Source organism: Clostridioides sp. ZZV15-6598 (genome assembly GCF_020657705.1).
Classification (GTDB): Bacteria; Bacillota; Clostridia; order Peptostreptococcales; family Peptostreptococcaceae; genus Clostridioides; species Clostridioides difficile_F.
In genome coordinates, this window is the sequence record NZ_JAGWCS010000066.1 from 1 (window position 1) to 21952 (window position 21952).

General features: G+C 28.3%; 23 protein-coding genes. 22 read left to right on the forward strand and 1 reads right to left on the reverse strand.

Annotated features, from left to right (window positions below):
- Nucleotides 1-35 precede the first annotated feature (35 nt).
- From add to KGF50_RS13115, 7 genes are all read left to right on the forward strand, one after another.
- Nucleotides 36-1025 carry an adenosine deaminase gene (gene add / locus KGF50_RS13085; RefSeq protein ID WP_227848451.1) on the forward strand — a complete coding sequence of 330 codons (990 nt, stop codon included), beginning with the start codon at nucleotides 36-38 and terminating at the stop codon, nucleotides 1023-1025.
- A 74-nt stretch (nucleotides 1026-1099) separates the two neighbouring features.
- Nucleotides 1100-1837 (forward strand): EcsC family protein, encoded by a 738-nt coding sequence (locus KGF50_RS13090; protein ID WP_227848452.1) that lies wholly within the window; start codon nucleotides 1100-1102, stop codon nucleotides 1835-1837.
- Nucleotides 1838-2035: 198 nt separating this feature from the next.
- Entirely contained in the window at nucleotides 2036-3187 is a 1152-nt protein-coding gene (locus KGF50_RS13095) for a double-cubane-cluster-containing anaerobic reductase (protein ID WP_227848453.1), read from the forward strand.
- Between the two features lie 22 nt (nucleotides 3188-3209).
- The gene (locus KGF50_RS13100) at nucleotides 3210-3965 is read left to right on the forward strand and encodes an acyl-CoA dehydratase activase (protein ID WP_227848454.1); all 756 of its coding nucleotides are present in this window, start codon (nucleotides 3210-3212) and stop codon (nucleotides 3963-3965) included.
- Nucleotides 3966-4158: 193 nt separating this feature from the next.
- A complete protein-coding gene (locus tag KGF50_RS13105) occupies nucleotides 4159-6546 on the forward strand; it encodes a cell wall-binding repeat-containing protein (protein WP_227848455.1) in 2388 nt (795 codons plus the stop codon).
- A 222-nt stretch (nucleotides 6547-6768) separates the two neighbouring features.
- Complete coding sequence (locus KGF50_RS13110) at nucleotides 6769-7524, forward strand: helix-turn-helix domain-containing protein (RefSeq protein WP_227848456.1); 756 nt, start codon at nucleotides 6769-6771, stop codon at nucleotides 7522-7524.
- A 116-nt stretch (nucleotides 7525-7640) separates the two neighbouring features.
- Nucleotides 7641-8810 (forward strand): alpha/beta fold hydrolase, encoded by a 1170-nt coding sequence (locus KGF50_RS13115; protein ID WP_227848457.1) that lies wholly within the window; start codon nucleotides 7641-7643, stop codon nucleotides 8808-8810.
- 302 nt (nucleotides 8811-9112) lie between these two features.
- Here KGF50_RS13115 and KGF50_RS13120 read toward each other — a convergent pair whose 3' ends face one another.
- Nucleotides 9113-9346, reverse strand: coding sequence for an ATPase (locus KGF50_RS13120; RefSeq protein WP_227433254.1), 234 nt, complete (start codon nucleotides 9344-9346; stop codon nucleotides 9113-9115).
- Between the two features lie 276 nt (nucleotides 9347-9622).
- Between KGF50_RS13120 and KGF50_RS13125 the strand changes: the two genes are divergently transcribed.
- The 15 genes from KGF50_RS13125 (at nucleotide 9623) to KGF50_RS13195 (ending at nucleotide 21854) form a co-directional block, all read left to right on the forward strand.
- Nucleotides 9623-10213 carry a TetR/AcrR family transcriptional regulator gene (locus KGF50_RS13125; protein WP_227848458.1) on the forward strand — a complete coding sequence of 197 codons (591 nt, stop codon included), beginning with the start codon at nucleotides 9623-9625 and terminating at the stop codon, nucleotides 10211-10213.
- 113 nt (nucleotides 10214-10326) lie between these two features.
- Entirely contained in the window at nucleotides 10327-11172 is an 846-nt protein-coding gene (locus tag KGF50_RS13130; protein ID WP_227848459.1) for an ABC transporter ATP-binding protein, read from the forward strand.
- Complete coding sequence (locus KGF50_RS13135) at nucleotides 11169-11852, forward strand: ABC transporter permease (RefSeq protein ID WP_227848460.1); 684 nt, start codon at nucleotides 11169-11171, stop codon at nucleotides 11850-11852. Before KGF50_RS13130 ends, KGF50_RS13135 begins: the two co-directional genes overlap by 4 nt.
- Entirely contained in the window at nucleotides 11849-12565 is a 717-nt protein-coding gene (locus tag KGF50_RS13140; protein ID WP_227848461.1) for an ABC transporter permease, read from the forward strand. Before KGF50_RS13135 ends, KGF50_RS13140 begins: the two co-directional genes overlap by 4 nt.
- 96 nt (nucleotides 12566-12661) lie before the next feature.
- Complete coding sequence (locus KGF50_RS13145; protein WP_227848462.1) at nucleotides 12662-12916, forward strand: helix-turn-helix transcriptional regulator; 255 nt, start codon at nucleotides 12662-12664, stop codon at nucleotides 12914-12916.
- Nucleotides 12897-13352 (forward strand): peptide deformylase, encoded by a 456-nt coding sequence (def, locus tag KGF50_RS13150; protein ID WP_227848463.1) that lies wholly within the window; start codon nucleotides 12897-12899, stop codon nucleotides 13350-13352. The genes KGF50_RS13145 and def overlap by 20 nt, the downstream gene beginning before the upstream one ends.
- Before the next feature lie 51 nt (nucleotides 13353-13403).
- A complete protein-coding gene (locus tag KGF50_RS13155) occupies nucleotides 13404-13865 on the forward strand; it encodes a pyrimidine dimer DNA glycosylase/endonuclease V (RefSeq protein ID WP_227848464.1) in 462 nt (153 codons plus the stop codon).
- 49 nt (nucleotides 13866-13914) lie between these two features.
- Nucleotides 13915-14817, forward strand: coding sequence for a radical SAM protein (locus KGF50_RS13160; RefSeq protein ID WP_227848465.1), 903 nt, complete (start codon nucleotides 13915-13917; stop codon nucleotides 14815-14817).
- A 351-nt stretch (nucleotides 14818-15168) separates the two neighbouring features.
- Nucleotides 15169-15999 (forward strand): class I SAM-dependent methyltransferase, encoded by an 831-nt coding sequence (locus KGF50_RS13165; RefSeq protein WP_227848466.1) that lies wholly within the window; start codon nucleotides 15169-15171, stop codon nucleotides 15997-15999.
- A gap of 236 nt (nucleotides 16000-16235) precedes the next feature.
- Nucleotides 16236-17462 (forward strand): RtcB family protein, encoded by a 1227-nt coding sequence (locus KGF50_RS13170; protein WP_227848467.1) that lies wholly within the window; start codon nucleotides 16236-16238, stop codon nucleotides 17460-17462.
- Between the two features lie 258 nt (nucleotides 17463-17720).
- The gene (locus tag KGF50_RS13175; RefSeq protein WP_227848468.1) at nucleotides 17721-18176 is read left to right on the forward strand and encodes a MarR family transcriptional regulator; all 456 of its coding nucleotides are present in this window, start codon (nucleotides 17721-17723) and stop codon (nucleotides 18174-18176) included.
- Nucleotides 18177-18282: 106 nt separating this feature from the next.
- A complete protein-coding gene (locus KGF50_RS13180) occupies nucleotides 18283-19626 on the forward strand; it encodes an MATE family efflux transporter (RefSeq protein ID WP_227848469.1) in 1344 nt (447 codons plus the stop codon).
- Between the two features lie 188 nt (nucleotides 19627-19814).
- Nucleotides 19815-20150: a hypothetical protein gene (locus KGF50_RS13185; RefSeq protein WP_227848470.1), complete on the forward strand. Its 336-nt coding sequence runs from the start codon at nucleotides 19815-19817 to the stop codon at nucleotides 20148-20150.
- Nucleotides 20151-20437: 287 nt separating this feature from the next.
- The gene (locus KGF50_RS13190; protein WP_227848471.1) at nucleotides 20438-21220 is read left to right on the forward strand and encodes a PhzF family phenazine biosynthesis protein; all 783 of its coding nucleotides are present in this window, start codon (nucleotides 20438-20440) and stop codon (nucleotides 21218-21220) included.
- A 214-nt stretch (nucleotides 21221-21434) separates the two neighbouring features.
- Nucleotides 21435-21854, forward strand: a complete 420-nt coding sequence (locus KGF50_RS13195) for a YjdF family protein (protein ID WP_227848472.1) — start codon at nucleotides 21435-21437, stop codon at nucleotides 21852-21854.
- Nucleotides 21855-21952: the final 98 nt, after the last annotated feature.

The following is a 21952-nucleotide window of genomic DNA, read 5'->3' on the forward strand; positions in this document are numbered from 1 at the left end:
AGATATATTAGTTATAAGTGTAAAAGGAGGATAAAATGTTTAAAAATTTACCTAAGGTAGAATTGCATTGCCATTTAGATGGAAGTGTTAGAGTGGAAACTATATTTGATATAGCGCTTAAAGAGAGAATAGACTTGCCTTCAGATAATATTAATGAAATAAAAAAGTTATCAAAAGTTCCACATAATTGTACTTCACTTGATGAATATTTAAAAAGATTTGATTTACCTCTAAAAGTTATGCAATCTAAAGAAAGTTTAAAAAGAATTACTTTTGAACTTTTGGAGGATGCAAGTAAAGAAAATATTAAATATATAGAAATTAGATTTGCTCCATTACTTCATATTCAAAAAGGGTTGAGTGTTAAGAGTATAATTGAAAGTGTAGTTGAAGGAATTAGAGATGCTGAAAGCCTTTATGATATAAAAGGGAATTTAATATTAGGTTGCATGAGAACAATGACCTCAAAAGAGGCATTATTGGTAATTGAAGCAGGTAAATCCTTTATAAATAAAGGTGTTGTAGCAGTAGATTTATGTGGTCCAGAGAAAGAAGGCTTTTGCAGTGAATATAAAGAAGCTTTTAAACTAGCAAGAGATTATGGATATAAAATTACAGTACATGCAGGCGAAGCAGCAAGTGGAAAAAATGTATTAGATGCTATAAATATTTTAAAGGCAGATAGAATTGGTCATGGTATAAAAATTAATGGAGAAAAAGAAGCATACGATTTAGTTAAAAATAAAAAAGTATTACTGGAAATATGCCCAACCAGTAATGTACAAACTAAGACAGTAGATTCTTATAAAACACATCCATTTTATGATTTTTATAAAGATAATTTACATGTAAGTATAAATACTGATAATAGAACTGTATCAGATATAAGTTTAAATTCAGAGCTAAATTTAATATTTGATATATTTAATCTAAGTTTAGAAGACTATAAAATAATTTATAGAAACACAGTAGAAGCAAGCTTTGCAGATAAAGAAACTAAAAAATATTTACACAGTCTAATTTAGTAGGTTAAATGAACTAGACTTTTGAATAAATTAAGTGAGTTAATTAAATATGTATTTTAGAGTAGGAGATAAATTTGAAAAATTATAAAGAAATTTCTTATAATGAATTAGCAAAAAAAGAATTAGAACAATGGAAGAAAGATATATTAAAAAAACCGTCTATATTTGATAAAGCGTCAAAAGGTATACAAAATAAATTCAATGGAGTATTGCCAGATAAATACCATGAAATAATGACTTCTTCAATAAAAGGAATGACAAAAACTGTATTGTTTGGATATAAATATGCTACAAAACCACCAATTAGAAATATATCCTTAGAAGAAAGGGAAAAGCTAGTTGATGAAAAGGCTAAAAATTATAAAACTACAGCAATGATTGAAGGAGCAGGTACAGGAGCTGGAGGAATTTTTTTAGGGCTTTCTGATTTTCCTCTACTTTTAGGTATTAAGATAAAATTTTTATATGATGTCGCTTCAATATATGGATATGATGTCAAAGACTATAGAGAAAGAATTTATATACTAAGTATATTGCAGTTGGCTTTTTCTAGTCAATCGAATATAAATACAACATTTAAATTGATGAGTAATTGGGATGAGTATATAAAAAATTTACCAAATGATATCAATGATTTTGATTGGAGAACATTTCAGCAAGAATATAGGGATTATTTAGATTTAGCTAAATTTTTGCAACTAATGCCTGGAATAGGAGCATTTGTAGGATTTTATGTAAATGGGAAATTAATTGATAAATTACATGAAACAGCAGTATTTGCTTATAGATTGAGGATTAGAGAGCTTAATTAATAAATGTTAAAATTTTAAAAGTGGCTATAAAATATATCTATATATATATTGATTTGCATTGATAAAAACAATGATGAGTGAAAGGTAAAGCATGATAAAATCTAATGTAGAGGTTTGTATTTTAATGGAAATATTTAAGTTTTACTGTTTAAAATACAAAATGAACTATAAAGAGAAGTAATTGGGAGGAATATTTTCATGGCAAATTTACCAAAACAATTTGATAGTTTTAATGAAGCTAGACAAAAAGGATTTATAAATGCAAAGGAACTTAAAGAAAGTGGGAAAAAAATGGTTGGAGTGTTCTGTACATTTACTCCAGTTGAGATTCCAATGGCAGCAGGAGCAACAGTAGTAGGTGTTTGTGGAGTTAGTGAAGAACCAATTCCAGATGCAGAAAAAGTGTTACCAAGAAATCTTTGTCCTTTAATAAAATCAAGTTATGGGCATGCAATAACAGATACATGTCCATATTTCTATTTTTCTGATTTATTAATAGGGGAAACTACTTGTGATGGCAAGAAAAAAATGTATGAAGAGCTTGCAAAGGTTAAACCAACATATGTAATGCATTTACCAAATACTGCAAAAGGTGAGTTTGCTTATAAGCTTTGGAAAGATGAAATGGTAAAATTAAAAGATGAGGTTGAAAAATCTTTAGGAGTGACTATAACAGAAGATGATATAAGAGCTGCAATAAAAGATAAGAATGAAGAAAGAGAACTTCTAAAAGAGTTTTATGCACTTGGTAAATTACAACCATCTGCACTTACAGGTCTTGAACTTCATAATGTCCTATATCAAGCAGGTTTTAAATTTGACCGTACTGAGCTTAAGCAATCTTTAAGAAAAGTTATAGATGATATGAAAGAAAGATATGAAAAAGGAGAATGTCCAGTTACAAAAGATAAACCAAGAATTCTTATAACAGGTTCTCCAATTGGTGGAATAAGTGAAAAAATAGTTAAAACTTTAGAAGATGCTGGAGCATCAGTTGTTGCATATGAACTTTGTGGAGCTATAAGATCCAATGATTTATTAGTTGATGAAGAAACAGAAGATGTATATGATGCTTTAACACAAAAATACATAAACATAGGTTGTTCTTGTATGATGAACAATGACCATAGAATTGAACTATTAGATAGAATAATAGATGAATATAAGGTAGATGGTGTAATAGATGTAGTTTTACAAGCATGTCATACATTTAATATAGAAAGTTACAGAGTAAGAGAATTTGTTACAAAAGAAAAAAATAAGCCATTTATGTCTCTTGAAACTGATTATTCAAAATCAGATACTGAACAATTAAGAACTAGATTTGAAGCGTTTGTAGAGATGTTATAGGAGTAAAATAATAGGAGGGGTTATGTTTAGTATAGGAGTGGACTCAGGGTCAGTAGCAACAAAAGGTGTGTTATTTGATGGTCAAAAAATTGTCAAAAAAATAATTATACCAACTGGATGGAGCCCTAAAAGTACATCTAAACAAGTTTATGAGTTGTTAAGCGATGGAATTGTTAAAAAAGATATAAAAAAAGTAGTAGGCACAGGTTATGGCAGAGGAGTAATGGACTTTGCCGATAAGAAAGTAACAGAAATAACGTGCCACACTAGAGGAGTTTACTTTTTAAATGAGAATGTAAGAACTATTTTAGATGTAGGTGGCCAAGATAGTAAAGTTATAAATTTAGATAGAGATGGAAATGTATTTAATTTTATAATGAATGATAAGTGCGCTGCTGGTACTGGTAGGTTTTTAGAAATTACTTCTAATCTTTTGGGGAGTGATATAGAAAGTATTGATACGCTAGCTCAAGGGAATGAGCCAGTTAATATATCTAGCATGTGTACAGTTTTTGCAGAGTCAGAAATAGTAAGTCTCTTAGCTCAAAATATTTCTACTGGAGATGTAGCAGCAGGAATACTTAAATCTATTGCAAATAAGTCAACATCGATGCTAGCAAGAGGAGAAATAGTAGATGAAGTTGCATTTACTGGTGGTCTTGCAAAGAGTAAAGTATTAGTAAAAATGATAGAAGAAATATTAGATAAAAAAATATTTATTGCAGAAGATACTCAGATAATGGGAGCTCTAGGTGCTGCAGTAATTGGATTTAAATAAAAATATCTTAAAAAATAAAATAAAAAGCTGAATTTATCCAAGATAATTTCAGCTTTTTATTTTATTATATTTATTTTTAAAGGAAAACTTTGGTATAATTAATTTAAATGATTATATATTTAGAAATAAGCAATATTTAGTCATATATAGTATTAAATCTTTAAAAATTAGCTCGAAGTTAGGGGGAGGAAGTATGAAAAAATTTGCTTCAAGAAAAGCATCAAGGTTTATTGTATTATTTTTAATATCTATTTTAATAATGTCAACAATTCCTGTATCAGCTGAAAATGGAAGTACATTGAATCAGATAAAAAAAGCTGAATACAGTGAGACCTATAAACAATATCTAGAAGATGCTAAAAATGGACGTACAGAAAAATATAATGGGATTATACCAAATCCATATCAATTGGAAGGGACTAAAGTTCAAAGTAAAGGAAGAACAGCTCCAGCATCTTATGACCCAAGAAAGTTAGGATTAATGACTTCAATAAAAAATCAAGAAAACCTTGGAATATGCTGGGATTTTGCAGCTATGGCAACCTTAGAAAGCTTCCTAAAATTAAAGAATTATGGGGACTATGATTTATCAGAAGAACATTTAAGATGGTGGGCCTCAGAAGGTGAATATGGATGGACTGTAAATGATATGGATGGGGCTTTAAATTATGAAGCTATGGGATACTTAACATCTTGGTCAGGTCCTAAATTGGAAAAAGATATTCCATATAACGGTAAAATATCTAAAGCACAAGGAGCAACAAAACCAGCTAATATGAATACAGCACCAACAGTTTTTAATGTAACAGATGCTGTATGTGTAAGTAATGATATGAACTCTACAAAAAATGCTATATTGCAGTATGGAGCAGTAACATCAGGTTATTATGAAGATATTAGGTATCAAAGTGAAGACAGCAATTCATATTATTGCCCAACAAAAAGTTTCAGTACTAACCATGCTATTTCAGTTGTAGGTTGGGATGATAATTATTCTAAAGATAACTTTAATTCAAGTAATAGACCATCAAAAAATGGTGCATGGCTAATAAAAAACAGTTGGGGAGATTATAATTCCAAACGTGGATATTTTTGGATATCATATGAAGATAAGACTCTTATGTCTGATATAGATAATTTCTCAATCAGAGGAGGTCAAAAACCAAACGATGATGAAAAAATGTATCAACATGACTATGCAAGTATTGTTCCTTTAATTTCAAATAAGATAACAGCTGCAAATGTATTTGACTTTAATAGGGGAGATGAGACTCTAAAATCTGTAATGTTTTTAACTGAGAGTATAGGCGCTAAGTATGAAATATATTATGCTCCAGTAGTAAATAGTATACCTCAAGAAAATAACATGAAAAAATTAAAAGAGGGTACTACACAATATTCAGGATACATAACAGTTCCAATCGATTCTTTTGATATACCAGAAGGAAAAGGTGCTATAGTAGTTAGCATAGAAGATAAAAGTGGAGAATCAACTATAGGTTCAGAATCAAATGTGCCAGGTTACGATACGTTTAAAGCAAAAGCAAACTTAGGAGAAAGTTACATTATAGATAGTACTGGAAAATTCTATGATATAAATAGAGATAGCAAGTTTTATCCATGTAACTTTACTATAAAAGCTGTTACAGAAAAATCTTCTGGGGAAAGTATTCCAAATGAATCTTTAATTGGTAGTGATAGATATGAAACTGCCATTAAAGTTAGCCAAAATGGATTTAGTTCTTCAGAAAATGTAGTTTTAGTAAATGGAGGTTCAATAGTAGATGCATTGGCAGCAACTCCTTTTACATCTGCTATCAATTCACCAATACTATTAACACAAAAAGAAGCTTTGAATTCAAAAACTAAAGCTGAAATACAGAGATTAGGTGCAAAAAAAGTATACTTAATAGGTGGAGAAAATTCCATAAGTAAAGAAACTGAACAACAATTAAAAAACTTAAATATATCAACTGAAAGAATATCAGGAAGTGATAGATATAAGACAAGCTTGCTATTAGCTCAAAAACTAAATAGTATAAAAAATGTTTCTCAAATAGCTGTTGTAAATGGTGTAAAAGGTTTAGCTGATGCAATTAGTGTAGGTGCAGCCGCAGCAGAAAATAATATTCCAATTATACTTGCAAATGAAAAAAGCGAATTGCAAGGAGCAGATGAATTTTTAAACTCACTAAATATAGAGAAGTCTTATATTATTGGTGGTATAGTATCTTTATCAACTAGTTTGGAAAGTAAACTTAAAAACCCAATTAGATTATCTGGTAGTAGTAGAGACGAAACAAATTCAAAGATAATAGAGAATTTTTATAAAAAAGATACTTTGAAAAATGCATATGTAGTTAAAAATGGAATCAAGAGTCAAAATGATTTAATAGATGGTTTAGCAGTTGGCCCTCTAGGTGCAAAAAATGGGTCACCAGTAATTTTGGTTGGTGATAAATTGGCTGATAGTCAAAAAGATGTTCTTAAAAACAAAACTCTAGAGAAAGCAACTCAAGTTGGTGGAGGTGCAAATCAAAACGCCTTTAAGGAGTTAGTAAAATTAAAAAGTGTTAAATAAGATACTAGTATATTTCTAGTAGATAATGTCAAATTGAAGCTGTAAATAGTCATTTTGAATTATTGATAACTGAAACAATCAATAATTATAAGATTCTATTTACAGCTTTAAATATATGTATTAATATTTTTAATATATAAAATGGTAATTGATAAAATCAGCCTGTTTTATTTCTTGTTATGGAAGAAAAAATATGATACCGTATATGTGGGAGTTGATTTTATGACAACTATTTATGTGAAAAGGGATTACTTTTTCTTAGATACAGAGTATAGACAACCTTCTATCCATCAGCACTTTGCAAAGCACATTATTTTGTCAGTAACTACTGATTTAGTTGTAACATTTTCAGAAAATAAGAATGTTTATTGTAAAGGAATCATTATTGATTCTAATATTCCTCATACAGTAGCAAGTCAAGATAACAGGATGTTAGTATTTTTGATTGATGATACAAGTATACTTGCAAGAAATATAGATAAAATTTTATCTGAAAAGTCGTTTGTTATAATAGAAGATTCTATTGTTAAAGAAATACAGCAGTTGTATCATGCTTATCTAGTAAATGATGTCGACAATTCCTATACAAAATTCTTCAATTTTGTGTTTAGACAATTAAATATAGACTGTCAGAATATTGCAATTACTGATAAGCGAATACAATGGTCATTATCTTATATTCTAGAAATTGATACTATTGATAGTACTATTATTTCAGATATGTGTACAAAAGTAGAGCTATCAAAAAGTCGTTTTTCTCATCTTTTCAAAGAGCAAACAGGTGTATCACTTAATAGCTATTTAGCTTTATCAAAACTTCGTAAGGCTTATCAAGTTTTATTGAAGAGTGGAGATATTACAGTATCAGCTATGAATGCAGGATTTAGTTCTCCATCCCATTTTTCTGCTTCAAGCCAGAAGTTTTTGGGAATTTCCGCAAGTGAATTGATTGGCAATTGTAAAATATTTTCGGATTGATAGCGTCTATATGAAAGCAGTTTATTCACCCATATGTTAGAGTTAAGACATAGTTTTAAGGATTAATTTTTTCCTTGAAAGTATGCCTTATTGCATTAATGGAGGAGAATATAAATATGAGTGATATATTTTTTAAAAAAGGACTTTATCAATTAAATCAAGACCCAAATTTCAATTTTCAATTAAACCGTGTTATTATGTGGGATGGAGGACGTTTGGAGGATGTTCAAAAAGTTGCTTCTCAAATAGTTGATAGTGCTAGTTGGAAAGAACAACTTACCCAATTAGCTAAAATAGCAGAAATGGAAAAACGCACAGACAATGCCATTGCATATTACCGTATGAGTGAATTTTTTATGTATGATAGTGACACTGATAAGAAAACTGTTTATACTAAAGCAACAACACTTTTTTATGAGTATTATTCTGAATATTTTTCCAATGGGAAGGTACAGTATTTTCATGTTCCTTATGAAAACATAACACTTCCAGTTATGTTTTCAAAAGCTCAAGGTAGAAAGATAGATACAATACTACTTCATGGTGGTAATGATTCTTACTTTGAGGAACTATTTTTTCCTATGTTGTATCTTTCTGCTGCTGGCTTTGATGTGTACCTTTTTGAAGGTCCAGGACAAGGCGGTGTACTGCGAATACAGGGAAAAACTTTTACTTACAAATGGGAGCAACCAGTAAAATCAATCTTAGACTATTTTGATTTGTCTGGTATAACAATCATCGGTGCTTCGTTAGGAGGATATCTTGCTCCACGTGCGGCAGCGTTTGACAATAGAATTTCTTGCGTGGTTGCGTGGTCTGTATTTCCTAATTTTTTAGATGTTGTAATTGGTTCTCAGCCAAAAAAATTACAAATATTGCTTCGTTTACTACTAAAATACAGAGCGAAAAGACTTATCAACCTTATTGTAAGTTTAAAAATGAAACGAGGAAATTCTTTTGCTGTTTGGGGAATTAAACATGGAATGTACGCTTATGGAGCTGCTACGCCATATGAATATTTTAAAAAGATAGATGATTATTCGTTAGCTCCTATAGGTGACAAAATCACACAAGACATTTTAATTTTAGGTGCTTCGCAAGATCATTTTGTTGATTATCGAATGATTTGGAAGGAAGTATCCCTACTCCCAAATGTACAATCGTTGACATTCCGGTTAATGACTGAACAAGAGGACGCGAGTAATCATTGCAATTGTGGTAATACAAAATTAGTACTTGACACAATGATAAATTGGATATCAATGATGAAACAAGAAAAAATATAAAATAAAAATATCCTTTATAAAAACAGTATAATTTTATAATATTAAAAAAATCTTACCATTACAGTAGATAGAATTATTCTCTGAGTATCTGGATAATTGGGATAGCATTGATTTTGACGACAAAATAAAAGCCGCTGAAGGTTTGAACTCAACAATTATAGCAACCAGCGACTATGTTCAGATAGAGTGGAAAATATGAAACTTCCACTCTATTGAATTCATTTTTACTTTATCTTATTTATATCATTTGTATACCTAAGCTTACATATTATATAAAGATAATTTGTATTTAATTAAATTTTTTATATAGTTCTAATAGCTATTATAGAGCTAAGTGGTAAATATAGTGTGTAAGTTTCGTTTAAAGATGGATTAGATTCGTCTATATATCTTGAACAAAGTGTAATTGATAAGCTGTCTGCTTCTATAATTTCCCCGTATAGAGGGCAACTGCTAAAATAAGAATTTACTTCAACATATTTATTTAAGTTTTCTTGAACAAAATCATAAAAACGATTTTTTGTAGTAGTAGTCATAAAATCAACTCCTTCATTTTTTATTAAAAATGGAACATTTAAAAAGATAAATATGATTACTGCTATTAGAAACTAAGTTAAAAAATAAGCAAATAGATATGAAAATAGAATAATATATTATTTATATCTTAATTATAACATTATAGCATAAAAAAAGCTATATAAAATTCAGAATTTTCGAAGATTTTTAATAAAATTAATGAAATTATTGACATTAAAGAGTAAATGAATTATATTGACTATAAAGATTAATTTAGTCAAATGGGAGGTGAAAGAATGCCTAAATCATATTCCGATAAAGAAAGAGAGTACATAGTTAAAAGACTTAAAGAAGAGGCTAGTTTGTGTATTGAGCAATATGGTATTAGAAAAACTACTGTTGATGAACTTGTAAGACGAGTAAAGATTCCAAAGGGAACTTTTTATCTGTTTTTTCAATCGAAAGAATTACTTTTTTTTGAAGTATTGAGAGATATACATGATTCAATACAAAATAAAATATTATATGAATTAGAAAAACTTGATGAAAGTGTTACATATGATCAGTTGACAGATATATTTATGAAATTTTATAAGTTGGTTGATGATACTTCAATTTTAAATCTGTTAATTAATGGAGAATTTGAAATACTAATGCGAAAATTACCAGATTATATAATTGAAGAACATTTTAAACATGATGATTTTGAAATTAGTAAGATAATATCTTATATTCCAAATGCAAAAAATAAAAGTGTAGAAAACTTTAGTGGTGCGTTTAGAGCAGTATTTCTTACTATGTTATACAAACATGAAGTTGGTGAGAATTGTTTTGACGATGCTTTAAGATTGATGATAAGAGGTCTAGTTATACAACTTATGGAATAAATTTTTAAACTTGTTTGCTAATATTTTTACTAAAAAGTATTAACAAACAAAAAAATTGGTTTTTATTGACTATATAATTAAAATAGTCAAATATATAAAAAGGTGGGATAAAAATGATTAAAGTTGATAATTTATCATTTAGTTATACAGATAAAAAATTTTTACAAAATATTAATTTTGAAGTGGGAAAAGGAGAAATACTAGGATTTTTAGGTCCATCTGGAGCAGGTAAATCAACATTACAAAAAATTCTAATTGGTATGATAACCAATTATGAAGGAAGTGTACTTGTAAATGGAATAGAAAGCAAAAAACATTCAAATAAATTTTATGAGAATATAGGAGTTGATTTTGAATTTCCTAGTTTATATGAAAAATTAACTGCAATAGAAAATTTAAAATACTTTGGCTCTTTATATTCTAAAAAATTACTCCCAATTGGTGAACTACTAAAATCAGTAGGATTAGAAAATGAAGCAAATAAAAAAATATCAGAGTATTCAAAGGGGATGAAATCAAGATTAAATTTTATAAAAGCTTTATTACATAATCCAGACATATTGTTTTTAGATGAACCAACAAGTGGTCTTGACCCATCAAATAGTAAGATTATGAAAAACATGATTTTATCAGAAAAATCTAAAGGTAAAACTATTATTTTAACAACTCATAATATGTTGGATGCAACAGAGCTTTGTGATAGGGTAGCATTCATTGTAAATGGGAAAATATCGGCATTAGATACGCCACATAATCTTATTATGTCAAAAGGTGCTGTCAAAATTAGATATACATATTTTGATAATGGAGAAAAAACTTCTGAATGTTTTTTAAATGATACTAGTAATGACAAAAAATTAAATATGCTTATTAAGGAAAATAAGCTCTTATCAATACATAGTAGTGAACCAACATTAAATGATATTTTTATTGAGATAACAGGGAGGAATTTACAATGAGATTAAAAAATCTTATCTTAGGAGATATAAAGTTTCAATTTAAATATGGATTTTATTTTTTATATGTTGTCTTAAGTATTGTATATATTTGTTTGCTTAATGCCTTTCCACCATTATTGAGAGAAAAGGCAGCTATAATTATGATTTATTCTGACCCAGCAGCAATGGGATTATTTTTTATGGGAGCAATTGTACTTCTTGAGAAGAGTCAAAGAGTTTTAAATTCTCTAGCTGTATCTCCAATAAAAATATCAGAATATATTTTATCAAAGGTGATTTCATTGGCAATGATATCTACTATTGTAGCTATGGTAATTGCAATTACAGCAAATTTAAATAATATCTTGATAATAATTATAGGAACTTTCTTTGCATCTATAATATTTTCATTGCTTGGACTTATATTTGCAAGTAGAGCATCAAGTTTGAATCAATTTATTGTTTTAACTATTCCTGCTGAGATTGTCTGCTTTGTACCACCAATAATTAATCTATTGATGGATTTAAGTGTATTTACTAATTTGTATCCTTTTAATATATGTATTTCTCTTATTAGTGGAGATAAAAATTCGTTAGTAACTAATATATTAATTTTAATATTGATGACTGTAATAGTTTATTTTATAACATATTATTTTGTTTGTAGTATTTGGAAAAAGGTAGGTGGTGCAAAATTATGATAAAAATTATTAATGCTTTTAGACAAGAATTTGAGCAGATAAAAGGTGATGCTATACTTTTTGTAGTATGTATTTCTCCAATATTATGTGGAGTACTTATAAAATTTGGAATACCATTAATTCAAAACATATTAATTGATAGTTCTTATTATCAATTAACTTTAGAACCATATTTTTTAGTATTTGACTTGCTTTTAGCTTTCATAACACCTTTTATGTTCTTTTTTGCTTCTACTATGGTTATGTTAGGAGAAATTGATGACAATATTTCAAAGTACTTGATAATAACTCCTATTGGGAAAAGTGGTTATCTTATTTCAAGACTTGGAATACCAGCTATATTAGCATTTGTTATTACAGTAATTTTATTATTAATTTTTTCGTTAACTAAAATTTCTTTTTTATTAAATTTAGCAATTTCTTTAGTAGCTTTGATGCAAGGAATTATTATATCAATATTAATAACTTCTTTATCATCAAATAAATTAGAAGGTATGGCACTTACAAAGCTATCAGGTCTTTTTATGTTAGGTATTCCAGCACCATTTTTTATTTTAAATAAAATACAGTATATTTTATTTTTCTTACCATCATTTTGGTTAGCAAAGGCATTTAAAGATAGTAACTACATGTATATTTTTATCTCATTTATTGTGTCATTAATTTGGGTTGTTTTATTACTTAAAAAATTCAATAAAAAAATATCTAGTTAAATAGATTATCAAAATAAATGTAAGGTTGACTTGACATGAAAAATGGAAAATGTTACAGTTTAGATGTAAGGTTAACATTACATGAATGGAGTATATATGAAAAATAAAATCAAGGTATTAAGAGAAAAATTGGGGTTAACGCAAGAACAACTAGGAGAATTAGTAGGAACATCTAGGCAGGCTATAAATGCTATAGAGACTGGTAAAAATGAACCTTCAATATGGTTAGCATATGATATTTCAAGAGTTTTTAATGAACCAATTGAAAGTATATTTTTATTTGAAGAGAGTGAGAGAAAATCAAGAGCTCAGATAAGTAGGGGGGAATATTATGGCTCTAAGAGAGATTAGAACTTTTGACGATGAAATTTTAAGAAAAAAGAGTAAGAATGTAGAAAAAGTAGATAATAAGATAAGAGACCTATTAAATGATATGGCAGAAACTATGTACAACACACCAAATGGTGGAGGTTTAGCTGGATGCCAAGTAGGAATATTAAAACGTCTAGTTGTTATAGATTTAGGAGAGGGACTTATTAAACTTGTCAATCCTGAAATTATTAAAGAAGAAGGAGAGCAAATTGTTGTTGAAGGTTGTTTAAGTTTTCCTGATGTATGGGGAAAATTAAAAAGACCTAAAAAAGTTACAGTTCAAGCTTTAAATGAGAATGGTGAGAAAATAATAATTAAAGGTTCGGGCTTTATGGCAAAATGTCTTTGTCATGAGATAGACCATTTGGATGGCATAGTTTTTACAGATAAAATTATTGAACGTGTAAAACTATAAGGCAACTTAAGTACTAAATTTAGAGAATATTTTATAGTGAGGAGTTAAATTATGAGATTATGGCATAAGGATTTGATTGATGTATTACCTAAAAATCAATTAGTAAGTCAATGGAGAGAACTATTTGCTATAAAAGGTTCTATAGAGAAAAAAGGTACTCCAAATCATCTATTAGTAAATAAAGTATTAAATTATAATATTGATGAATTTAAATTTTATGCTAAAGTTATACATGATGAAATGGTGAAAAGGGCTTATAGACCCAATGAAGCTAAGTTTATAGAAATGCTAAAATGGAATAATAACAATTTCTCAATGAATGTATATGTAGTACATAATCTAAATTTAGGAAATTTATATAGAGATTGGCATAATGAAATATACTTAAAGCAATGTCTATATAATTTAGAAGAAAAAGCAATGTGTGGAGGAATATCTATGAATGAATGGGATATATTACTTTGTAAATACAGTGATGACTATGAATTATGGAATAGTAATAACTTACTTTAATTACTATAATTTAATATTATGGTATTATTAGATGTAAAGAGGTGATTATTTGTATAATAAAGTAGAATATATTCCAATAAATTGTGAAACTGCTTGCAATAAACTAAAAAGAAGTATGCCATATAAATGGGATTTAAATATTTATCGTGGATGTGAACATGCATGTAAATATTGTTATGCTATTTATTCACATAACTATATTAATTCTAATAATTATTTTGAAGATATCTATGTAAAAACAAATATAGTAGAAAAGCTTGAGAAACAATTGAGTAGCAGTAAGTGGAAGAGAGAAGTAATTAATATAGGTGGAGTGACAGACAGTTATCAGCCTATAGAAGCTGAGTATAAAATTATGCCAGAAATATTGAATTTATTAATCAAATATAAAACCCCAGCGATTATTTCTACAAAATCAGATTTAATTTTAAGAGATTATGATTTGATTGATAAATTATCTAGAATTACATATATTAACATTGCATCTACAATTACAACTGTAGATGCAAAGACACAAAAGCTCATTGAACCTAATGGAGTAGATTCAATGAGAAGATTTAAAATGTTAAAAGAATTTAGAAAAACTAACGCTTCAGTTGGTCTTCATATTATGCCAATTATACCTTATATTACAGATAATTTTAATAATATAAATTCATTGTTTAGATACGCAAAAGAAAGTAATGTACACTATGTGTTACCTGGAATTTTGTATTTAAGAGGTATAACTAGAGGTGTTTTTTTTGACTTTATTAAAAAAGAATTTCCTGATTTATTTGATAAACTATCAATACTGTATAGTACAGGTTCAGCAAATAAAGAATATAAAAATCAACTTTATAAAATGGTCAATCAACTTAGAAATAAGTATTCTCTATCAAGTAGTTATGCCAAAGTAATGAAAGAAAAATTAAAACATTCAAATGATGTTCAGTTGTCTTTTTTTGATTAATTTTAGATATAATTAGATACTTTTAAAGTGACTATTATAAATTATCTAAATTAAAATTTATTGACAAATAAATATAATAAATATACAATGTATCTATAAAATAAAAATATGAAAGGATGATGTTGTTCGGCGTACTTGATATCATAAAATCATTGATGTAAGTATTGCTGGAAAAGAGTAAATAAAATCAAATTTAATAAGTAAACAAAATAAAGCGATAGTTTTATTGTTGTGCTTAAAAATATTTGGTTCTATTTTACTCTTATTTAAACTCATCTTTTTGAAGTTAAACCACAGAGTAAAATCTGTGGTTTTTTTGTTTTATAAATAAATTTTAAGGAGTGGTATGTTTTGTTAAACAAATTATGTATGTATTTAGAAAGACCAGAAGTTTATAAGGAAAGTAAAGTCAATTTTTGGGATGATGAGTATATCTCAAAGCAATTATTAAAAGCACATTTAGATGTTGATTTTGAAGGAGCAAGTAGAAGTTTAGACTTTATTAATGATTCTGTAGATTGGATAGTTAAAGTTGCATCTCCAGATAAGTATCCAAATTTAATCGATTTAGGATGTGGTCCAGGATTATATGCAGAAAGATTTGCACAGAAAGGTTATAAAGTAACTGGAATGGATTTTTCAAAACGTTCTATTAATTATGCACAAAGTAGAAATGAAAAGAAAAATCTAAATATAACATATTTATTTCAAAGTTATTTAAATATGAATTACAGTGAAGAATTTGATATAGCTACTTTAATTTATTGTGATTATGGAGCTTTATCAACTAAAGACAGAAGTATATTAATGGAGAATATTTACAAGAGTTTAAAATCTGGAGGAAAGTTGATATTAGATGTATTTACAGTAAATAAATACAATGACTTTAAAGAAGTTAGAACATGGGAAATAAATGAAAATGGGGGCTTTTGGAGTAATGAAAGATATGTGTGCTTACAAAATAATTGTAAATACAGTGATTACAATACATTAGAGCAAACTCTTGTTATAACAGAAGGAAATGAAAATGTATTTTATATTTGGAATAAATACTTTTCAAAAGATAGTTTTTTTGCAGAAATTAAAGATATTGGTTTTAAATCAATTGAAATATTTAATAATGTAAAAGGTGAAGCATATTCTGATGATAGTATGACTATGTGCATAGTTTTGCAAAAATAATAGATATACTTAAATGAATAAATAAAAATTTGAAAGCTATAATAATATCATTTTAGGAAAGTATATATATTGAAAAATGCGTATTTTTATGTTACTTTTAATACATTATAAATTTGATTATATAAAAATGAAAGCATCGTTTTTTTATTACTTTTTATATAAAATTTATTTGAATGTATTTTTTAAACAGCATATGATATTAAAATTAATATATAGCTTAGAAGGATGTGGTATTAGTGTTAGAGGTTCAAGGAAAATACAATAAAGCAAAAATATTTACAGATAATGTAGACAGTACAACAATAGGTCAAATAATAGAATTATGTAATCAGGAATTTACAACAAAATCTAAGATAAGAATAATGCCAGATTGTCATGCAGGTTCTGGATGTGTAATAGGTACTGTAATGACAATACAAGATAAAATCGTCCCAAATCTTGTTGGAGTAGATATAGGGTGTGGAGTTATATGTGTAAATTTAGGCAAAGTTGATTTGGATTTAAAACAGATAGATGATTTTATAAGAAAAAAAATACCTCATGGATTTAATATAAATAAACATAGTAAAGCAAACTATAAAAAAGAGATAGAATCATTATATTGTATAAAAGGTATAGGAAAAGCTACAGAAGAATATAATCGAGCTATTGGGAGCCTTGGAGGGGGAAATCATTTTATTGAGTTAAATGAAGATAGTGAAAAAAATAAATATTTAATAATACATTCTGGTAGTAGAAATCTTGGCAATAGGGTAGCAAAATACTACCAAAAAAAAGCTTATGATTACTATGTTAGAATTAGCAATAACTTTGAGGAAGAGAGTAAAAGACTTGTTGAACAGTACAAAAAGGAAAATAGAGAAGAAGAAATTCAGGATGCATTAATAACGCTTAAAAAAGAACATAACTTTACCTCTAAAATACCAAAAGATTTATGTTATTTAGAAGGAAAATTAATGGAAGATTATCTTCATGATATGGATATTATACAAAAATATGCTGAATTAAATAGAAATACAATGGCTAAAAGAATAATTGAAGAATGTATAGGTCTTAAATTCAATGATTTAGACCATTTTCAAACTATACATAATTATATAGAAATTGAAAACAGAATACTAAGAAAAGGAGCAATAGCATCGTATGAAGGAAGAAAGTTATTGATTCCTATAAATATGAGAGATGGTGTTATCTTGGGAGTAGGAAAAGGAAATTTAGATTGGATTAATTCTGCACCCCATGGAGCAGGACGTATACTTTCAAGAGGAGAAGCCAAAAGAAGTATAAATATGAAAGATTATGAAGAATCTATGAAAAATATATTTACAACGAGTGTAAATATTAAAACCATTGATGAAGCCCCTCAAGCGTATAAGCCAATTGATGAGATTGTAGAAAATATAAGAGAAACAGTTGACATAATTAATATATTGAAACCAATTTATAATTTTAAGTCAAATTAATAATTTGGAAGATTAATATAATATAGTAATATTAATATATATAAATAAAGAAGACTTATATATAAGGAGTACAAAAAATAGTACTCCTTTTTTTCTATGTAGGTTCAGTTTCTATGTAGGTTCAGAAATAAGGATTTATTTAATTATAAAAATAAATCTTTAGATATTTCTTAAAGAGAAACTTGACAATTGAGAAGTAAAGATATAATATGTATAGTAACTAAACAGTAATGAAACTAAACAGGTAGAGGTGAAAGTATGAGAGATTATTCTAAACTAATTACACTGATGGAACGTATTATTCACAAATACAATCAGTGGGAGGATAAAAAACGAACTTATGGAACAGAGCTTTTATTATCAAAATCAGAAATTCATACAATAGTAGCTGTTGGTGATAATCCTGGGATAAATATTACATCTCTTGCAGATTCTCTAGGTATTACAAAAGGTGCGGCTTCTCAGATGATTTATAAACTAGTAGATAAAGGAACTGTGATAAAAAAGGTATCTCCTGATTCTGATACAGAAGTAGTTTTAAGCCTTACAGATGATGGAATGAAAAATTATAAAGCTCATCAAGAGTATCATAAGCAAACTAATGATGAATCACTTAAACTGTTAGATGATATGCCAGAGCCTTTTTATGAGTATATGTTGAGTTATTTTTCTGCTTTTGAAGAAAGTATTGATAAAAAATTAGAAGAAAAGTAATGGCTATGTGTGAAAAAATTGCTATCGTAGAGGGTAGCAATTATTTTTAAAGATATGTTTAGTAACTATACTGTATTGAAACAAAACATTTGAAAGGATGATTGATATGGATGAAAATCAAAAAAGAATCTATCTTTTAGAAAAAGAAGATGTAAGGAAATCACTGTTAAAATTAGGAATGCCTACTATGATAGGGATGATAGTATCAGCATTATATAATATTGTTGATGCTTTCTTTGTAGGTCGTTTGGGGACACTGCAAACTGCTGCGGTATCCTTAGTATATCCATTAACTATGGTTGGTACTGGAATAGGATTGCTTTTTGGAAGTGGTGCAGGTTCTTATATTTCAAGGCTTCTTGGTAAAAAAGAATATGAGGAAGTAAAGGTTTGTAGTAGTATAGCTTTCTTTTCAGGTATATTTTTAATCACTGTTTTGGTTACAATTATGCTATTATTTTTTAATCCTCTTATGAATACTTTAGGGGCAACAGATAGCACACTTTATTATGTAAGAGAATACGGTTTGATATATATTTTGGGGCTTATATTCAATGTTTTCAATATAATGATGAATAATATGATAGTTGCAGAAGGGAGTTCTTCATTCAGTATGACTGCTATGTTGTTTGGTGGAATGACAAACTTCATATTAGACCCAGTTTTAATCTTTGGATGTCATATGGGAGTTTCTGGTGCTGCTATTGCAACACTAATTTCACAACTTGTCTCTACTTCATTTTATGGGTTTTATATTTTAAAAGGGCATACATTTTTGAAAATTTCTTTTAGTTATTTTAAAATCAAGTGTACTATTTACACAGAGATTTTCAAAATAGGTCTACCAGTTTGCTTCTTCCAATTTTTGACTGGCGGCGCGGTGAGTTTAACTAATATTGTTGCTAAACCATTTGGAGAAGCTGCTATTGCTGGTATGGGAATTGTTAATCGCCTTATGTCTTTGGAATCAAATGCTTTGTATGGTTTTTTAAAAGGTTATTCTCCTCTTGTTGGATATAACTATGGTGCAGGAAAAATAGATAGAGTTGAAAGAGCTACTAAGACAGCAATATATTGGAGTACTGTTATAAATGTATTGTTTGGAATTTTGTGCATTTTATTTTCAAAGCAATTTATTTATGTATTTAATCAAGAATCAGTTAAAGTATTGGAAATTGGAAGAACTGCTTTAATTGTTGATGCTATTTCATTTATGACATTAGGGATTCAAATTGTCATAGGAAATTACTTTTTAGCAATTGGAAAGGCAAAACAAGGTGGTATGTTAAGTATATGTCGTCAAGGTTTATTGTTCATTCCATTTCTGCTGATTTTCACAAACTTATGGGGTATTACAGGTCTTATTGCAACTCAATTGGTAGCAGATGTATGTGCAACAATTATTACTGTTGCAATGTGGTTTAAAGAAAAGTCACTGCAATTAGTATAGAAGATATTTTATTATAAAAGAAAATATTATTGAAATATTGATAAAGACGTATTATATTTTAATAAATTATAAAAATACACGGAATATCTTGACAGATTCACTTCTTTGAAGTTAGAGTTATGGAAAAGGGTATTCGAGTTAGGCGGATAAGACAAACCAAGAACTATATTTAACGGAGGTAAATGATAATGAAAAAACTTGCATTTTTTATACCTGCAATCGCTTTAACAATTTTTTATGGCTTGGCAGCTTTTGGAGGAATGGGAGCTATTCACCCTATTGTTGTGTTGTGGTTGGCTTTGCTTTGGATTGCAGGCATTTTTCTAAGTAAAACCATGTTTTGGGGCGGCTTACTAGGATTTATCCCCGGAGCTTGTTTTATCTATATGGGTACGCAAGAGACAGGACAAATTTTCAAAGAAACTTCGCTTGGCGTTATTATTTTGCTTTATTATGCTGTATGCATTTTTTACTGCATTTACAAAAAGAAACACTCCCATATGCCCAAGGAAACGCGCGTTTAATGCGTGGCCATGTACCGAATTTACTAACTAGGAAAAAGCAAAATCCCGCCCTTTTCCCACCCAACCTTACAAAACTATGTTGCAAGGATTTATAAGGGGCTTTATAGTGGATATGGGAAAATGCCTATTTCATGCGGACTTGCGAGCTTTCCAATAAACAGTTATGCGTCCAAATAAGCCAGCTTCTCACTATTATCTGAATAAAAAATAGTATTTTGTTTTGGTTATTTAAATATGAGATAATATGGACATATTCTTAAACTTAAACTAGAAAGAAGGTCTGAATAATGAATTACTATATAGTTGATGCATTTACAAATAACTTGTTTAAAGGAAATCCTGCTGGTGTTTGTGTTCTTGAAAAGAGATTACCATTGGAGTTAATGCAGAAAATAGCTACAGAGAATAATCTTCCAGAAACAGCTTTTGTAGTTAAAAATGAGGGGAATTATGAATTACGATGGTTTACTCCTAAAGCAGAAATTGATTTATGTGGTCATGCAACCTTAGCAGCAGCTTATGTTATATCCAATTTTATTGATATAGATATTCAGAAAATTTGTTTTTTTACTCAAAGTGGAAATCTTGAGGTTACACGAAATGGAAATCTATATGAAATGATATTTCCAAACAGAGCACCTATTGAAATTGAATTATCACTACAACAACTTAATTTAGTGGGATGTACACCAGTTGCTATATATTCTTCAAGAGATTTAATATTGTTACTAAATAGTGAACAGGAAGTTATAAACTATACCCCAAATTACCCAGAACTACGTAAATTGACAGATTGGTTAGGTGTGATAATTACAGCACAAGGAACTGATACAGATTTTGTCTCTAGATATTTTTGTCCAGAATTAGACTCAGAAGACCCTGTAACAGGTTCATCACATTGTAGCCTTATACCATATTGGGCTGAAAAGTTGGGAAAAGATAAAATGATAGCATCACAACTCTCTCATCGTGGTGGTATTATTCAGGGTGAATTATTAAGTGATAATGTTGTAAAAATTTCTGGAGAAGCAGCTTTGTTTATGCATGGAGAGATAATGGATAACTTCTAGTTAATAAAAATATAGTTAAAGTTGTTTATATCAATAATAAAGAAGAAAAATTTATGTCAACATTGACAAATTAAAATAAAAAAGTTAGTATTTAATTGATAAAGATAAAAACACAGTCTGGTTGGTAGTCCAGACGCAGCAATTGCTGTCAGTAACCTGCCTCCTTGGTTGTCCATTCTTTAGAAATAAAGCAAATAAATAGGAGGAACTAGCAATGGACAAAGTTAGTGGAAAATTAACAGTCTTATTTGAAGAACCATTTTGGATAGGTGTATTCGAAAGACAAGATAGTAAAAAATATGAGGTGTGTAGAGTAGTTTTTGGAGCAGAACCTAAGGATGTAGAAGTATATGAATTTATACTTGAAAAGTTCTTTTCATTAAATTTTGGAAGTATTAAATTGGAGAAAAATGTATCTAAAGATAACATTGGATACAAAAGGATGCAAAGGAAAGTAAAAAAAGAACAGGATAAAGAAACTATAGGAACTAAAGCACAAAATGCTCTTAAGCTTCAACATGAAGAAAGAAAACAAGATAAAAAAATCCTATCTAAATCTAGAAAAGAAGAAGAAAAAGAAAGACTTTTTAATTTGAAACAAGAAAAAAGAAAAGCCAAACATAAAGGTCATTAATCTAATTGGTTGGATTTTTATGAATTGCTAGATAAAAGGTGTATAAAATTAAAAATTTTATACACCTTTAAATTACAGTCTCTTATACACATATAACA

Coding starts and splice junctions, on each gene's coding strand:
- add (WP_227848451.1), top strand. CDS start 36: ATGTTTAAAAATTTACCTAAGGTAGAATTGCATTGCCATTTAGATGGA.
- KGF50_RS13095 (WP_227848453.1), top strand. CDS start 2,036: ATGGCAAATTTACCAAAACAATTTGATAGTTTTAATGAAGCTAGACAA.
- KGF50_RS13100 (WP_227848454.1), top strand. CDS start 3,210: ATGTTTAGTATAGGAGTGGACTCAGGGTCAGTAGCAACAAAAGGTGTG.
- KGF50_RS13105 (WP_227848455.1), top strand. CDS start 4,159: ATGAAAAAATTTGCTTCAAGAAAAGCATCAAGGTTTATTGTATTATTT.
- KGF50_RS13110 (WP_227848456.1), top strand. CDS start 6,769: ATGACAACTATTTATGTGAAAAGGGATTACTTTTTCTTAGATACAGAG.
- KGF50_RS13115 (WP_227848457.1), top strand. CDS start 7,641: ATGAGTGATATATTTTTTAAAAAAGGACTTTATCAATTAAATCAAGAC.
- KGF50_RS13120 (WP_227433254.1), bottom strand. CDS start 9,346: ATGACTACTACTACAAAAAATCGTTTTTATGATTTTGTTCAAGAAAAC.
- KGF50_RS13125 (WP_227848458.1), top strand. CDS start 9,623: ATGCCTAAATCATATTCCGATAAAGAAAGAGAGTACATAGTTAAAAGA.
- KGF50_RS13130 (WP_227848459.1), top strand. CDS start 10,327: ATGATTAAAGTTGATAATTTATCATTTAGTTATACAGATAAAAAATTT.
- KGF50_RS13135 (WP_227848460.1), top strand. CDS start 11,169: ATGAGATTAAAAAATCTTATCTTAGGAGATATAAAGTTTCAATTTAAA.
- KGF50_RS13140 (WP_227848461.1), top strand. CDS start 11,849: ATGATAAAAATTATTAATGCTTTTAGACAAGAATTTGAGCAGATAAAA.
- KGF50_RS13145 (WP_227848462.1), top strand. CDS start 12,662: ATGAAAAATAAAATCAAGGTATTAAGAGAAAAATTGGGGTTAACGCAA.
- def (WP_227848463.1), top strand. CDS start 12,897: ATGGCTCTAAGAGAGATTAGAACTTTTGACGATGAAATTTTAAGAAAA.
- KGF50_RS13155 (WP_227848464.1), top strand. CDS start 13,404: ATGAGATTATGGCATAAGGATTTGATTGATGTATTACCTAAAAATCAA.
- KGF50_RS13175 (WP_227848468.1), top strand. CDS start 17,721: ATGAGAGATTATTCTAAACTAATTACACTGATGGAACGTATTATTCAC.
- KGF50_RS13180 (WP_227848469.1), top strand. CDS start 18,283: ATGGATGAAAATCAAAAAAGAATCTATCTTTTAGAAAAAGAAGATGTA.
- KGF50_RS13185 (WP_227848470.1), top strand. CDS start 19,815: ATGAAAAAACTTGCATTTTTTATACCTGCAATCGCTTTAACAATTTTT.
- KGF50_RS13190 (WP_227848471.1), top strand. CDS start 20,438: ATGAATTACTATATAGTTGATGCATTTACAAATAACTTGTTTAAAGGA.
- KGF50_RS13195 (WP_227848472.1), top strand. CDS start 21,435: ATGGACAAAGTTAGTGGAAAATTAACAGTCTTATTTGAAGAACCATTT.